The organism is Streptomyces sp. NPDC088762 (assembly GCF_044750905.1).
Classification (GTDB): Bacteria; Actinomycetota; Actinomycetes; order Streptomycetales; family Streptomycetaceae; genus Streptomyces.
In genome coordinates this window covers 194,620-209,176 of record NZ_JBIVKT010000010.1, presented here as the reverse complement: position 1 = coordinate 209,176, position 14,557 = coordinate 194,620, and the positions used below count along the sequence as shown (strand labels likewise).

General features: G+C 71.8%; 12 protein-coding genes. 4 read left to right on the top strand and 8 right to left on the bottom strand.

Annotation, left to right across the window (positions count from 1 at the left end):
* Nucleotides 1-124: 124 nt before the first annotated feature.
* Nucleotides 125-691 carry a hypothetical protein gene (locus ACIP5M_RS22890; RefSeq protein ID WP_401199808.1) on the top strand — a complete coding sequence of 189 codons (567 nt, stop codon included), beginning with the start codon at nucleotides 125-127 and terminating at the stop codon, nucleotides 689-691.
* 13 nt (nucleotides 692-704) lie between these two features.
* On the opposite strand, the gene ACIP5M_RS22885 is transcribed toward ACIP5M_RS22890, so the two are convergent.
* The 6 genes from ACIP5M_RS22885 to ACIP5M_RS22860 form a co-directional block, all read right to left on the bottom strand.
* The gene (locus tag ACIP5M_RS22885) at nucleotides 705-869 is read right to left on the bottom strand and encodes a hypothetical protein (RefSeq protein WP_401199806.1); all 165 of its coding nucleotides are present in this window, start codon (nucleotides 867-869) and stop codon (nucleotides 705-707) included.
* 698 nt (nucleotides 870-1,567) lie between these two features.
* Complete coding sequence (locus ACIP5M_RS22880; protein ID WP_401199804.1) at nucleotides 1,568-2,602, bottom strand: LacI family DNA-binding transcriptional regulator; 1,035 nt, start codon at nucleotides 2,600-2,602, stop codon at nucleotides 1,568-1,570.
* The gene (locus tag ACIP5M_RS22875; RefSeq protein WP_401199803.1) at nucleotides 2,590-4,191 is read right to left on the bottom strand and encodes a glycoside hydrolase family 13 protein; all 1,602 of its coding nucleotides are present in this window, start codon (nucleotides 4,189-4,191) and stop codon (nucleotides 2,590-2,592) included. Before ACIP5M_RS22875 ends, ACIP5M_RS22880 begins: the two co-directional genes overlap by 13 nt.
* A 50-nt stretch (nucleotides 4,192-4,241) precedes the next feature.
* Entirely contained in the window at nucleotides 4,242-5,141 is a 900-nt protein-coding gene (locus ACIP5M_RS22870; protein ID WP_401199801.1) for a sugar ABC transporter permease, read from the bottom strand.
* A gap of 2 nt (nucleotides 5,142-5,143) precedes the next feature.
* Nucleotides 5,144-6,166 (bottom strand): carbohydrate ABC transporter permease, encoded by a 1,023-nt coding sequence (locus ACIP5M_RS22865; RefSeq protein WP_401199799.1) that lies wholly within the window; start codon nucleotides 6,164-6,166, stop codon nucleotides 5,144-5,146.
* Between the two features lie 8 nt (nucleotides 6,167-6,174).
* Nucleotides 6,175-7,446, bottom strand: a complete 1,272-nt coding sequence (locus ACIP5M_RS22860) for an extracellular solute-binding protein (RefSeq protein ID WP_401199797.1) — start codon at nucleotides 7,444-7,446, stop codon at nucleotides 6,175-6,177.
* Between the two features lie 222 nt (nucleotides 7,447-7,668).
* Between ACIP5M_RS22860 and ACIP5M_RS22855 the strand changes: the two genes are divergently transcribed.
* The 3 genes from ACIP5M_RS22855 (at nucleotide 7,669) to ACIP5M_RS22845 (ending at nucleotide 11,346) form a co-directional block, all read left to right on the top strand.
* Nucleotides 7,669-9,291 carry a glycoside hydrolase family 13 protein gene (locus ACIP5M_RS22855; protein WP_401199795.1) on the top strand — a complete coding sequence of 541 codons (1,623 nt, stop codon included), beginning with the start codon at nucleotides 7,669-7,671 and terminating at the stop codon, nucleotides 9,289-9,291.
* Between the two features lie 26 nt (nucleotides 9,292-9,317).
* Nucleotides 9,318-10,349, top strand: coding sequence for a LacI family DNA-binding transcriptional regulator (locus tag ACIP5M_RS22850; RefSeq protein WP_401199793.1), 1,032 nt, complete (start codon nucleotides 9,318-9,320; stop codon nucleotides 10,347-10,349).
* A gap of 112 nt (nucleotides 10,350-10,461) precedes the next feature.
* The gene (locus ACIP5M_RS22845) at nucleotides 10,462-11,346 is read left to right on the top strand and encodes a phosphatase PAP2 family protein (RefSeq protein ID WP_401199791.1); all 885 of its coding nucleotides are present in this window, start codon (nucleotides 10,462-10,464) and stop codon (nucleotides 11,344-11,346) included.
* Nucleotides 11,347-11,411: 65 nt separating this feature from the next.
* On the opposite strand, the gene ACIP5M_RS22840 is transcribed toward ACIP5M_RS22845, so the two are convergent.
* Nucleotides 11,412-13,001, bottom strand: coding sequence for an amidohydrolase (locus tag ACIP5M_RS22840; RefSeq protein ID WP_401199790.1), 1,590 nt, complete (start codon nucleotides 12,999-13,001; stop codon nucleotides 11,412-11,414).
* Nucleotides 12,923-14,488, bottom strand: coding sequence for an amino acid permease (locus tag ACIP5M_RS22835; RefSeq protein ID WP_401199788.1), 1,566 nt, complete (start codon nucleotides 14,486-14,488; stop codon nucleotides 12,923-12,925). The genes ACIP5M_RS22840 and ACIP5M_RS22835 overlap by 79 nt, the downstream gene beginning before the upstream one ends.
* Nucleotides 14,489-14,557: the final 69 nt, after the last annotated feature.

Below are 14,557 nucleotides of genomic sequence, written 5' to 3'. Positions count from 1 at the left end.
GTGGGGGGCCTCCTGGCGGGAGAGGTGGGGATTGTCCGCGACCGTAGAGGTGCAGCCCCGGCTGTTGCAAGAGTTTGCGCAAGAGATTGCAGAATTGTTTCCGGCCACCCCCGGCCTTTGACCAGTGATCCACTTCAGTGAGACGCTGCCGCGTGACTTCGAAGCAGACCGGCATCTCATCGGCGCGATATTCGGCCTGGTCTTCATCCAGGTGAACGCCGCCGCCCTGCCCCCGGCCGCCGGAATCCCCCTCCGCGTCCTCGCGATCGCCGCGTTCCTCCGCCTGTTCATCACCCTGCGCCGGGCCCGCACCGCGACGTCCGACGACGCCACCCCACCGCGCACCTTCGGCCGGGGCTACCTCGTCGTGGTGGCCGCCGAGGTCCTGGCCGCCGCGACCGGCCTCTTCGTCATCAACCGCGTCCTGCACGTCCCGAACGCCTCGGTCGGCTGGCTCGCCCTGGTGGTAGGCCTCCACTTCTTCGGCCTCGCGGCCGTCTGGGCCATGCCCCGCCTGCACTGGCTGGCCGCGGCCATGACCACCTGCGGCGCCACCGGCCTGGCCCTGGCCGCCTACGACGCCCCCACCGCCGCCATCGCCACGGTGGCAGGCATCACCCCAGGCGCCTTGCTCCTCACCTCCGTCTGGCGGAACCTCACACCGGCCGGCAAGACCCCCCAAAACGCGTAGGCTGTCGCCTGCGTCAGACAGAGAAGCCGGAGATCTTCTGCGGCGTCACCCGGACCACCAGCCGAAGGACCTCGTCCGGCTCCGGGGGCGGGTCCTCACCGAGGTACTTCTGCGAGAGCTCGCGCGGAAGCGACTTCTCCGGGTCTTCGATCAGTTCGACGGTGCCGCGGATGTCCACGGAGTGGTACGGGTTCGCGATGTCGTAACTCGTTGAAGTCCAACACGACCTCACCGTTCTCTCCGACATGCCTACGTGCTCTGGCTGCATGGAACCAACCCAGGTCCCCGGTTCTTCCCGACGCAGCAGCCCATGACTCACCCGGTCAACGGCGGTGATACGCATGACGGTTGAAGTGGCCGCAAGGACCGGGCCCACAGCCGGCGGCGGACGCCGAACCGGCCGAAGCACGTAGCGATCCAACGCGCCACCAGCCACAGACGGCGGCGGACGCCAAGCCCGGCGCAGCGCGTAGCGAACTGACGCGCGCGCTGTCCCGCCCCGCTCGCCTCGCGGGCGCTGACGGGGCTGCCGGTTCGCCCGGAGGGCGCGACCTCCGGGCGGTGGCGCTCCGGCGGGCCGGTCATGGCCGGTCCCCCTCGCCCCCCCCGGCCATTCCCCTGGGGGCTTCCCGGCGGTCTGTTGGCGTTTCGGGGTGGGCCGGTCTGTCAAGGGTGGCCGGAGGCCATCGCGAAGCGACGCGACGAAGGAGCGCCCTTGACAGGCCGGCGCGCCCCGAAAGGACAGTGGACCGCCGGGAAGCCCCCAGGCACTCTCCCGGCCCCGCCCGGCACAACCCCCAAGCCCAGCCACCGGCTGGGCCCGGTTCGCTCGGGAGGGGGTGGAAGCGGACCCGCACAACGCAGGCCCCCGCCCCCTCAGCCCCCCGGCCCCGGCCCCGGCCCCGTAGACCCCCGCACCACCAGCTCCGGCTGGAACACGTACTCCGTGCGCTGGACGGGGGTGCCGCCCACCGCCTCCAGGAGGGCGCCGACCGCCGCCGTCGCCATCGCGCGCACCGGCTGGCGGACCGTGGTCAGGGGCGGGTCCGTGAAGGCGATCAGCGGCGAGTCGTCGAAGCCGACCACCGACACGTCCTCCGGCACCCGCAGCCCCCGCTCCCGGGCGGCCCTGATGACGCCGAGGGCCATCGGGTCGCTCCCGCACACCACCCCCGTGCAGCCCCGGTCCAGCAGGGCTCCGCCCGCCGCGTGGCCGCCCTCGACCGTGAACAGCGTGCGCTGGATCAGGCCTTCGGCGTCGGCCCCCGGCCGCGCGGCCAGGAACCCCTGCTCCTTGCGGGCCGACGGGACGTACCGGGTCGGGCCGATCGCCAGGCCGATGCGCCGGTGCCCGAGCTCCTCCAGGTGCCGTACCGCCATGTCCGCCGCCGCCCGGTCGTCCGGGGAGATGAAGGGGGCGTTCACCCGGTCGTTGAAGCCGTTGATCAGGACGAAGGGAACACCCCGCGCGGCGAGCCGCTGGTAGCGCGCCGGGTCCGCCGCCGCGTCGGCGTGCAGGCCCGACAGGAAGACGATCCCGGTGACGCCGCGCTCCTCCAGCTGCTCCACCAGCTCGTCCTCGGTGGCGCCGCCCGGAGTCTGCGTGCACAGCACCGGCGTGTACCCGTGCCCGGCCAGCGCCTGCTCTATGACCTGGGCGAACGCCGGGAAGATCGGGTTGGTCAGCTCCGGGATGAGCAGTCCCACCAACCCGTTGCTGCGCCGCTTGAGCCGCACCGGCCGTTCGTAGCCCAGCAGGTCGAGCGCGGCCAGCACCTTGTGCCGGGTGCCGGCCGCCACTCCCGACTTGCCGTTCAGCACACGGCTGACGGTCGCCTCGCTGACCCGGGCCTGCGCGGCGATGTCCGTCAGCCTCAGGGGCGTGCCGGAGGGGGAGGTCACACCTCCCACCACACCGCCGTGTCGGCCGGCAGGACGTCCGGCTCCGCGAGCTCCCCGCTGGCCAGCAGTACGGTGCCCGGCGCGGGCAGCCGTACCGGTGCGCCGGTGGTGTTCACCGTGCACACGAAGTCCCCCCGCCGGAAGGCCAGCACGCCGTCCGGGGCGGGCAGCCACTCCACGGAGTCGCCCGCGCCCAGCTCGGCCCGCTCCCGGCGGATCCGCAGCGCGGAGCGGTACGTCTCCAGCGTCGACGCCGGGTCCCCGGTCTGCGCCTCGACGCTCAGGCCCGCCCATTCGGCCGGCTGCGGCAGCCAGCTGCCGCCGCTCCCGAAGCCGTACGGGGCCCGGTCGCCGGACCACGGGATCGGTACGCGGCAGCCGTCGCGCAGCCCGTCCTGGCCGTTCGCCTTGAAGAAGGAGGGGTCCTGGCGCACCTCGTCCGGCAGGTCCAGGACCTCGGGCAGGCCGAGCTCCTCGCCCTGGTAGACGTACGCCGACCCGGGCAGGGCCAGCATCAGCAGGGCGGCGGCCCGGGCCCGGGCCAGGCCCTGCGCCCCGCCCCCGTAGCGCGTCACGTGCCGTACGACGTCGTGGTTGGACAGCACCCACGTCGTCGGCGCGCCCACCGGGCGCATCGCGTCGAGCGAGTCGTCGATGGTGGCGCGCAGCGCGTCGGCGTCCCAGCCGGTGTTCAGGTAGTGGAAGTTGAAGGCCTGGTGCAGCTCGTCGGGCCGCAGGTACAGCGCGGTCCGGGCCGTGCTCGGCGTCCAGGCCTCGGCGACGCCGATCCGGTCGCCCGCGTACTCGTCCAGCACCGTCCGCCAGGAGCGGTAGATCTCGTGGACCCCGTCCTGGTCGAAGAAGGGGAGCACCTGGTTGCCCAGCAGCTTCAGCTGCTCGCCGCGCCCCAGGTCGGGCAGGCCGGGCGCCTTGACGAGGCCGTGGGCGACATCGATGCGGAACCCGTCGACGCCCAGGTCCAGCCAGAACCGCAGCACGGACCGGAACTCGTCCTGGACGGCGGGGTGTTCCCAGTTGAAGTCGGGCTGCTCGGGGGCGAAGAGGTGCAGGTACCACTCCCCGTCCGCGACCCGGGTCCACGCCGGGCCGCCGAAGATCGACTCCCAGTCGTTGGGCGGGAGTTCCCCGGCGGCGCCCCGTCCCGGGCGGAAGTGGAAGCGCTCGCGCAGCGGGGTGCCGGGGCCTTCGCGGAGCGCCTGCTTGAACCATTCGTGCTGGTCGGAGCAGTGGTTGGGGACCAGGTCCACGATGATCCGCAGGCCCAGCTCATGCGCTTCGCGGATCACGGCGTCGGCGTCGTGCAGGGTGCCGAACATCGGGTCGATGGCCCGGTAGTCGGCGACGTCGTAGCCGGCGTCGGCCTGCGGCGAGGCGTAGAAGGGGCTGAGCCAGACGGCGTCGACGCCCAGCTCCTTGAGGTAGGGCAGGCGGCTGCGGATGCCTTCGAGGTCCCCCATGCCGTCTCCGTTGGAGTCGGCGAAGCTGCGCGGATAGACCTGGTAGATCACCGCTTCTCTCCACCAGCCGGGCTGGGTGCCGGTGGAGGTGGGAAGTGTCTCGGCGAGGTGCTGGGTCATGTCGTCCTTGAAGAGATCGGGCCGGAAGGTACGTCGGGCGGGCAGGGTGGTCAGCCCTTGGTGGCGCCCGCCGTCATGCCGGCGACGAGGTGACGCTGGGCGAATACGAAGAAGATCGCCGCGGGGATCGCGATGAGGACCGAGGCGGCGCTCATCGCACCCCAGTTGGAGGTGTACTGCGTGACGAAGGTCTGGAGCCCGCCGGCCAGCGTGAGGTTCTCCTCGCCGACCATGAAGGCGGAGGCGTACGCGACTTCGCCCCAGGCGGTGATGAAGGCGTAGAAGCCGGTGACGGCGAGGCCCGGCTTGGCGAGCGGCAGGATGAGCCGCCAGAAGGTGCCGAAGGGGTTGAGGCCGTCGACGCGGCCGGACTCGTCGATCTCCACCGGGATGGTGTCGAAGAAGCCCTTCATCATCCAGGCGCAGAACGGCACGGCGATGGTGAGGTAGGTGATGATCAGGCCGACCGGCTGGTTGAGCAGCCCGAGATCGCCCATCAGGTTGTAGAGCGGGACGATGAGGATGGCCATCGGGAACATCTGCGTGATGAGCAGGGTCCACATCAGCGGCTTCATTCCGGGGAACTTGAAGCGGCTGACGGCGTATCCGGTGGTGGCGGCGATGAACACGCCGAGGACGGTGGTGACGCCGGCGACGAGGACCGAGTTGCCGAACCAGCTGAGGAAGTGGCTCGACTCCAGCAGGTAGCGGTAGTTGCCGAGGGTCGGTTCCTTGACGAAGTCGGTGGTGATCGCGTGCTGCGCGGGCTTGAGCGAGGTCAGCAGGATCCACAGCACCGGGAAGACGGCGATGACGGACGCGGCGAGCAGCGTGAGGTGCAGGCCGGCGGAGGCGAGCGGGGAGCGGCTGCCCCGGCCGCGGGCGGCGGGGGTCCGGGCGGCGGGCGTGCGGGGGGCCGGCGAACCGGTGGTGGACGTATCGGTGGTCATGGTCACCACACCTCTCCCTGCTTGCGCAGCGAGCGCCGGTACACCAGCGCGAAGATCATGAGCAGCAGGAGGATCAGCACGCCCCAGGTGGCGGAGACGGCGAAGTCGCGCGGGCTCGTGATGAACGCCTCGCGGAAGGCCTGGGTCACCAGGATCTCGGTGGAGTCCCCCGGTCCGCCGCGGGTGAGCAGGAAGATCACCGGGAACATGTTGAAGGTCCAGATGGTGGAGAGCAGGATCACCGTCATGCTCACGGCGCGCAGACCGGGCAGGGTGATGTGCCGGAACCGCTGCCAGGCGGTGGCGCCGTCCATCTCGGCGGCTTCGTAGAGCTCGCCGGGGATCGACTGCAGTCCGCCGAGCAGGGCGACCATCATGAAGGGGACGCCGAGCCAGACGTTGACGGCGATGACCGAGAACTTGGCCCAGGTCGGGTCGTCGAGCCACGGGACGGCCGCGATGCCGCCGCCGTCGAGGAGCTTGTTGAGGATGCCGTTGTCGCGGTTGAAGAGGAACCGCCAGGCGAAGACGGAGACGAAGCCGGGGACGGCCCAGGGCAGGATGAGCGCCATGCGGTAGGCGGCGCGGCCCTTGAAGTCCCGGTTCAGCATGTTCGCGAGGACCAGGCCGAGCGTGAAGGTGATCGACACGCACCCGACGGTCCACAGCACCGTCCACACCAGCCGCTGGAGGAAGACCGGGTCGCCCAGCACGGCGACGTAGTTGTCGAGTCCGACGAACTCGTACGTGGCCTCGAGGTGGCGGGCGCCGATGGTACGGGAGACGTTGCGCTCGTTGGCGTCGGTCAGCGACAGGTAGACGCCCTTGACGAGCGGCCAGCCGATGATCACGCCGAGGACGAGCACCACCGGGGCGACCATGGCCCAGGCGTACCAGTGGGTGGCGAGGGCGCGCCTCAGTCCGCCGTTGTTCCCGCTGTCAGTCCTGCGGCTCCGGCCGCGGGCCACGACGCTGTCGTCGTCGCCCGCGGCCTTCGCCACCGACTGGCTGGTGTGAGCAGCCATGGTTTCTGTTACTTCCAGCCCTTGAGGATCTTGCGGAACTCGGCGCCGGCCGCCTTGGCGGCGTCCTCGGGGCTCGACGCCCCGGTGATCGCCTTGGTGTACTCGACCTTCAGCGGCTCGAAGAGGGAGCCGTTCTCCGGGATCCAGGCGCGCTCGACGGCCTTGTCCACGGCCGGCTTGAAGAACTGCACCATCTCGCTGCTCTTGACGTCCGGCTGGTCGTAGGCGGCGGTGCGGGTGGGGAGCAGGCTCAGCTCCTTGGCCGACTGCACCTGGACCTCCTGCGAGGTCATGTACTCGACGAAGGCGTGGGCCGCGGCACGGTTCTTCGAACCGGCGTAGACGGCGAGGTCGTGGCCGCCCTGCGGGGCGCCCGCCTTGACGGAGCCGGCCGGGACGGGGGCGACGCCGAGGTTGGCCTTGTCCTTGAACTGGTCACCGGCGTAGCTGTCGGCGACCGCCCACGGGCCGTTGATCATCATGGCGGCCTGCCCGGTCTTGAAGGCAGTCTGCATGTTGTTCCAGCCGTCGGTGGCGTTGGTGATCGCCGCGCCGGAGGTGACCAGGTCGCGGGCGGTCTTGAAGGCCTTGACGCCGGCCGCGTTGTCCACGGTGACGGTCTTGTTCTTCGCGTCGACCAGGTCGCCGCCCTCGCCGTAGATCAGCGGGAGGAACCAGTAGGAGTCGTCGCCGCGCAGGTAGAGCCCGGCCTTGCCGGTCTTCTCCTTGATGGCCGCGGCGGCGGTCTTCAGCTCCTCCAGCGTCTTGGGCGGCTGGACACCGGCGTCCGCGAGCATCTTCTTGTTGTAGAAGAGGCCGAGGGTGTCGATGACCTGCGGAACGGCGTAGGTCTTGCCCTCGTACTTGCCGCTGGCGGCCGCCTGCGGCAGGAACTCGGCGTCGACCTTCTTGGCCGTCTCGGCCGGTACCTCGTCGAGGTACTGGAGGGAGGCGAAGTCCGCGACCCAGCCGACGTCGGCGCGGATCACGTCAGGGGCGTCGGAACCGCTGCTGAAGGCGTTCTTGACCTTGTTCTGCGCGTCGCCGTACGGGACGTTGACGTACTTGACGGTCACCTTCGGGTGCTTCGCGGTGAACGCCTCGGCGATCTTCTGGAAGCTGGCCTTCTCGGCGTCGTTGGAGGTGTCCCACCACGTGACCGTGCCGGAAAGCTCGCCGCCGGCCTTGGTTTCGCCACCGTCGCCCTTGTCACCGCCGCAAGCCGTCGCCGCGAGCGCCAGGGTCGCGACCAGCGCGGTGGCCGCTATGCCACGCCGCATATGAACTCCTTCGATGATCCCGGCCGCGCCCTCGCGGTCCCGAGTTGCCAGGAACGTAACAAGACTGAAAGCCGACCGAAAGAGCTTGCGGCAATTTTCTGCAAGACCCGGGGATCGTTACATCCGCGTGTCCGGACGGTTGCCGCAGCTTGCTGTTAGTTCGAGTCACCTTCGAGCCTCCGGGCCCGCAACCAGGGGGCGTGTGCTCGCGTTGACCCCGATATGACCCACGAGCTGACGGCCGCCCCGCTTGCAAGCGCTTCCAGCAATACCACCGCAAACGGCGGCTGGTGGCGTGATGCCGTCATCTATCAGGTGTACGTCAGGTCCTTCGCCGACAGCGACGGCGACGGCGTCGGGGACCTGCGCGGGGTCCGCGAGCGCCTCCCCCACCTGGCCCGCCTCGGGGTCGACGCCGTGTGGCTCACCCCCTTCTACGTCTCCCCGCAGGCGGACGGCGGCTACGACGTGGCGGACTACCGTGCCGTCGACCCGCTCTTCGGGGACCTCTCCGACGCCGACGAGCTGGTCCGGGCCGCGCACGCGCTGGGACTGCGGGTCATCGTCGACGTCGTGCCGAACCACACCTCCGAGCGGCACCCGTGGTTCCGCGCCGCCCTCGCCGGGGAGCCCGGGGCCCGGGAGCGCTACCTCTTCCGCCCGGGCCGGGGCACCGCCGGGGAGCTGCCGCCCAACGACTGGGAGTCGGTCTTCGGCGGGCCGGCCTGGACCCGCGTCGCGGACGGCGCCTGGTACCTGCACCTCTTCGCGCCCGAGCAGCCCGATCTGGACTGGGGCCACCCCGAGGTCGCCGCCGAGTTCACCTCCGTGCTGCGGTTCTGGCTCGACCTCGGCGTCGACGGCTTCCGCATCGACGTCGCCCACGGCATGGTCAAGGCCTCCGGGCTGCCCGACATCGGCCGCGGCGCCCAGGCCACCCTCATCGGCACCGAGCCGCTCCCCTTCTTCGACCAGGACGGGGTCCACGAGATCCACCGCTCCTGGCGCCGGCTCCTGGACTCCTACGAGGGGCAGCGCATCGGCGTCGCCGAGGCCTGGGCCCCGACCTCCGAACGGCTCGCCCTCTACGTCCGGCCCGACGAGATGCACCAGGCCTTCAACTTCCGTTTCCTGAACTGCCCGTGGAACACCGCCGCCATGCGGACCGTCATCGACGAGTCGCTGGCCGCCACCGCCTCGGTGGGCGCGCCGACGACGTGGGTGCTGTCCAACCACGACGTCGTACGGCACGTGACGCGCTACGGGGGCGGGGCGCAGGGCCTGGCCCGGGCCCGGGCCGCCGCCCTGCTGATGCTGGCCCTGCCCGGGTCGGCGTACGTCTACCAGGGCGAGGAGCTCGGCCTGCCCGAGGTCCTGGACCTGCCGGACGCCGCCCGGCGCGACCCGGCCTTCCTGCGCACCGCCGGACAGGACGGGCTGCGCGACGGCTGCCGGATCCCGCTGCCCTGGTCGGGGGACGGGCCCCCGTACGGCTTCGGGCCGGCCGGCAGCTGGCTCCCCCAGCCCGCCGACTGGGCCGGCCTCAGCGTCGCCGCCCAGACCGGCGACCCGCACTCCACGCTGGAGCTCTACCGGGCCGCCCTGGAGCTGCGGCGCGCGCTCCCCGGCCTCGGGGCCCCGGAGGCGGGGGCGCTGACCTGGCTGCCCGCTCCGGAAGGCGTCCTCCTCTTCACCCGGCCCGGTTTCGCCTGCACCCTCAACAGCCGCCCGGCCCCCATCGAACTGCCCGCACCCGGCCGTCCCGTGCTCTCCAGCTCGCCGGTGGAGACGGACGGCCGCACCGTCCGTCTTCCGCCGGATTCGTGCACGTGGTGGGCATTTTGACGTGGCGGCCGGTACAGTCCCATCCCGTGACCGCACGGCTAGCCGACATCGCAGCCCAGGCGGGGGTCAGCGAAGCCACAGTCAGCCGCGTGCTCAACGGCAAGCCCGGCGTGGCCGCCGGCACCCGTGAGTCCGTGCTGGCCGCGCTCGACGTGCTCGGTTACGAGCGGCCCGTACGGCTGCGCCAGCGCAGCGCCGGGCTCGTCGGGCTGATAACCCCCGAACTGGACAACCCCATCTTTCCGGCGCTCGCCCAGGTCATCGGGCAGGCGCTGACCCGCCAGGGCTACACGCCGGTGCTGGCCACGCAGACGCCCGGCGGGTCCACCGAGGACGAGCTGACCGAGATGCTGGTCGACCGGGGGGTCTCCGGGATCATCTTCGTCTCCGGACTGCACGCCGACACCACGGCCGACATGGGCCGCTACGACCAACTCCGCGGGCAGGGCGTCCCGTACGTCCTCATCAACGGGTTCTCCGACAAGGTGCGGGCCCCCTTCGTGTCCCCCGACGACCGGGCCGCGATGCACCTCGCCGTCACCCACCTCACCGCTCTCGGGCACACCCGCATCGGGCTCGCGGTCGGGCCGAAGCGGTTCGTGCCGGTGCTGCGCAAGATCGAGGGCTTCCGGACCGCGATGAAGGAACGGCTCGGGCTCCGCGAGGCCGAGACCGAGGAGCTGATCCAGCACTCGCTGTACTCGCTGGAGGGCGGCCAGGCCGCCGCGGCCGCGCTCATCGCGCGCGGCTGCACGGCGGTGGTGTGCGCCAGCGACATGATGGCGCTCGGCGCGATCCGGGCAGCCCGGCAGCAGGGGCTGAAGGTGCCGCAGGAGGTGTCGGTGGTCGGTTTCGACGACTCCCCGCTCATAGCGTTCACCGATCCGCCGCTCACCACGATCCGGCAGCCCGTGCAGGCCATGGGACAGGCGGCCGTCCGGACGCTGCTGGAGGAGATCGGCGGTACGCCGGCCCCGCACAGCGAATTCGTCTTCCTGCCCGAGCTGGTCGTGCGCGGCTCCACGGCGTCCGGTCCCGGGCAGCGCGGAAGGACGTAACGGGCGTGAAGGACGTAAGGGCCACGTGTCGTCCGTAGGGCTGAGCGGCTGCGTGGAAGACCGTCCCGAGGGATGATCGGAGGCGAGATCGCATCTGGCAGACTCCTATCCCATGGGTGAAGCGAGCGTGAAGACACTGGAAACCCGGACGGATGTCTCGTCACCCACGGTGAGCGAGCTCGAGACCCGCCCGGGGTCCGATCGCGCGCTGCTGAGCCGGCTGCGGTCCCCGCGCCGGCCGCGGATCTGGTTCGAGATCGTGCTCATCGCGGTCAGCTACTGGACGTACTCGCTGATCCGCAACGCGGTCCCCGAACAGAAGGGGGCCGCTCTCGCGAACGCCGACTGGATCTGGGGCGTCGAGCGCTCCCTCGGCATCGCCATCGAGCAGTCGGTCAACCACGCGGTCAACTCGGTGACCTGGCTGATCGTGGGCATGAACTACTACTACGCCACGCTCCACTTCATCGTGACCATCAGCGTACTGGTGTGGATCTACCGCTTCCATCCCGGGCGTTACGCGGCCACCCGCCTGGTTCTCTTCGCCACCACGGGCGTGGCCCTGGTCGGCTACTACTTCTACCCGCTCGCGCCGCCCCGGCTGATGAACGGGCAGAGCTTCGTCGACACCGTGCTGGTCCACCACACCTGGGGCTCCATGGCCTCCGGGAACCTCAAGCACATGTCGAACCAGTACGCCGCCATGCCCTCGATGCACATAGGGTGGTCGCTCTGGTGCGGGCTGACGATCTTCGCGGTCGCCTCCGCCCCCTGGGCCCGGATCCTGGGTCTGCTCTACCCGACGGCGACCCTCGTCGTCATCGTGGCCACCGCCAACCACTTCTGGCTCGACGCCGTGGGCGGCATGCTCTGCCTGGCCTTCGGCTTCGCCCTCTCGCGGACCTGGTACGGCTCGCTCCCGCACCGGCTGCCGCGCCACCCCGTGCACGTCGGCCCGCACCCCTTCTCCGCTGCGCTGAACCGCTTCCGGCGGTAGTACGGGGTCATGCCCGCCGGTAGCGGTTCAGCCGCCGGCAGCGGGTTTGGCCGCCGGGAGCCGCTTCAGCGACCGCCGTCCCGGTGTGTGATCCGGCCGCCCGACATCGTGAGGCGGACCGGTGCCTCGGCCAGCTCGTCCGGCGGGGCCGTGACCGGGTCGAGGCCGAAGGCCGTCAGGTCCGCCCGGCAGCCGGGCGCGATCCGGCCCGCCACCCGCTGCTCCCCGGCCGCGAGCGCCGCGTGCGAGGTCAGCCCCTCCAGCGCCATCAGCCCCGTCAGGCCTGGGCCCGCCGAGGCCGCGCCCAGCGGGCTGCGGGCGGTGACCAGCACCCGGCGGGCGTCGTAGTGGGCGATGGGCCAGTCCGACCCGAGCGCGAGGACGGCTCCCGCGTCCCGCAGGTCCCGGCAGCGCCAGGCCCGGCCGGCCCGCTCCCCGCCCAGCCGCTTCGACCACTCGTCGGTGTGGTCGGCGCGGGTGTAGGCGGTGTGCGGCGGCTGCATGGAGGCGATCACCCCGAGTTCGGCGAACCGCTTCAGCTGGTCGTCGGGGACCGTCTCGATGTGCTCGATCCGGTGCCGCATCCGGGCCTGCTCGCCGAGGGTCGCCACCGTGTCCAGGACGTGGCGGACGGCCGCGTCGCCGATGGCGTGGGTCGCGGTGCGCACCCCCGCCGCGTCGAGGACCCGTACGGCACGGGCGTAGGCCTCGGGGTCGGGCCAGAAGGCGTCGGTGCCCTGGCCGTGGCAGTCGGCGTGCTCCAGCCAGGCGGTGCCGCCCTCGACGGTGCCGTCCATGAAGAACTTCACGCCGCCGACCTGCCAGTGGCGGCCGCCGAGGCGCTGCAGCCCGATCAGCTCGTCCAGGTCCTGCGCGGTGGCCCCCGGCATGCACCAGGGGGCCAGGCGCAGCCGCAGCGGCAGGTCGCCCTCGTACTCGACGGTGGCGAGGAGGGCGGGTACGTCTCCGTCGCCGAGGTCCATGACGTGGGCGCCGGTGAGGCCGGTGGCGGCCATGGCGTCGAGCAGTGCGACGAGGCTTGCCCGGCGCTGGGCGTACGTCGGCTTCGGCACGAGGGCGCCGACGAGGGCCATCGCGGCGTGTTCGACGAGGTGGCCGGTGGGCCGGCCGTCGGGGTCGCAGACGATGTCCGAGCGCTGGGCGAAAGCGCGGGGGCCGGTGATGCCGGCGGCGGCCAGGGCCGCGCCGGTCACGAGCGCGGAGTGGCCGTCGTACAGGCGCAGGAAGGCGGGGGCGCCGGCGAGTGCCTCCTCGATCAGGTTGCGGTGGACGGGGCGGCCGCCGAAGGCGTTGTGGTCGAGGCCGTGGCCGGTGACCCAGCCGCCGGGGCCGCGCTCGGCGGCGCGCAGGGCGGCGCGCAGCTGGTCGAGGTCGCGGACGGCGGAGAGGTCGGTGCCCTGGGCCATCTCGATGCCCCAGACGGGGTGGCTGTGGGCGTCGGTGAGGCCGGGGGTGAGGGTGGCGCCGCGGAGGTCGACCAGCTCGGTGCCGGGGCCGCGCCAGTCGCGTACGTCGGCGTCGTCGCCGACGGCCACGATCTCGCCGTCGCGGACGGCTACGGCGCCGGCCTGGGATCGGGCGGGGTCGAGGGTGCGGACACGGGCTCCGGTGAGGACGGTGTCGGGAGCGGGCACGTCGGTACGTCTCCTTCGTGGTCTGCGGGGGCGGGCTCGGCGGCGAAGCGGGCGTAGACCTCGGGGCGGCGGGTCTTCAGCCGCTGGGCGAGGGCGAGGCCGGCGAGGAAGACGCCGGGGACGAGGGCGATGAGGACGGTGTTGACGGTGGGGGAGGCCATGGTGAAGAGGTCCACCTTGGAGACCACCAGGAAGATCGCCACGGCGAGCAGGGCGGCGGCGGTGACGGGCGCGATCACCGTCCGCCAGGGGCCTTCCGCGTGGGCGGCGCGCCGGAAGTAGACGGGTACGGCGATGGCGGCGAGCAGCATCAGGGCCATGAGGCCGATCATGCCGGGGGTGTTCACCCACAGCAGGAGCTGCTGGTACGGGTCGGCGCCCGCGAGGGCGAAGGAGAGGACGACGACGGCGCCGAGGGCGGTCTGCGCGGCTCCGGCGAGGTAGGGGGAGCGGTGGCGGGGGTGGACGCGGCCGAGGGCGGCGGGCAGGACGCCCTCCTCGGCGAGGGCGAGGGCGTAGCGGTTGATCGCGTTGTGGAAGGCGAGGAGGGAGGCGATGACGCTGGTGACGATGAAGACGTGCATCAGGTCGGCCGCCCAGGGGCCGACGTAGGTGGTGATCGCGGCGAAGAACAGGCCGGCGGGGTCCTCGGTGGCGGCGGTGATCACCTCTTCGGCGCCGAAGGCCTGGATGACGGTCCAGACGACGAAGGCGTAGAAGAGGCCGAGGAACCCGACGGCGATGTAGGTGGCGCGCGGGATGGTCCGGTCGGGGTCCCGGGCCTCGCGGCGGTAGATGACGGTGGACTCGAAGCCGGTGAAGGCGGCGAAGGCGAAGGCCAGGACGGCGGCGGTGCCGGGGACGAGGACCGCGCCGGGGGCGAAGCTCCTCGCGGACAGGCCGTGGGCGCCGCCCTTGATCAGGACGCCGGCGGCGAGGAGGACGAGTATCCCGGTCTCGGCGACGAGGAGGACGCCGAGCACCTTGGCGCCGAAGTCGATGGAGCGGAAGCCGCCGTACCAGATGAGGGCGAGGCCGGCGAGGGACACGGGGAGCCAGGGGACGTCGAGGCCGCCGAGGGCGTGGGCGGTGTCGGCGGTGGTGGTGCCGAGGAGGCCGTAGACGCCGATCTCCATGCCGTTGTAGCCGACGAGGGCCAGCAGGGCGGCGCCGATGCCGACGCGCTTGCCGAGGCCGCGGGTGATGTACGCGTAGAAGGCGCCGCCGCTGCGGACGTGGCGGCTCATGGTGGTGAAGCCGACGGCGAAGACGGCGAGGGTGATGCCGGCGAGGAGGTATCCGGCGGGGGCGCCGATGCCGCCGAGGAGGATGGCGACGGGCGCGACTCCGGCCATGACGGTGAGGGGGGCGGCGGCGGAGACGACGAAGAAGGAGATGTCGGTGGTGCCGAGCGCTGCGCGGCGCAGGGCGGGCGCGGAAGCGGGCGGGGGTGCGGATGCGGATGACGGCGCTGGCGTTTGGGGCAACGGGAGGCACCCTTCTGCGAACGGCAGGCTGCGGAGGGAAGAAAACCTAAAGGCTTTCGGTTTGCGGCA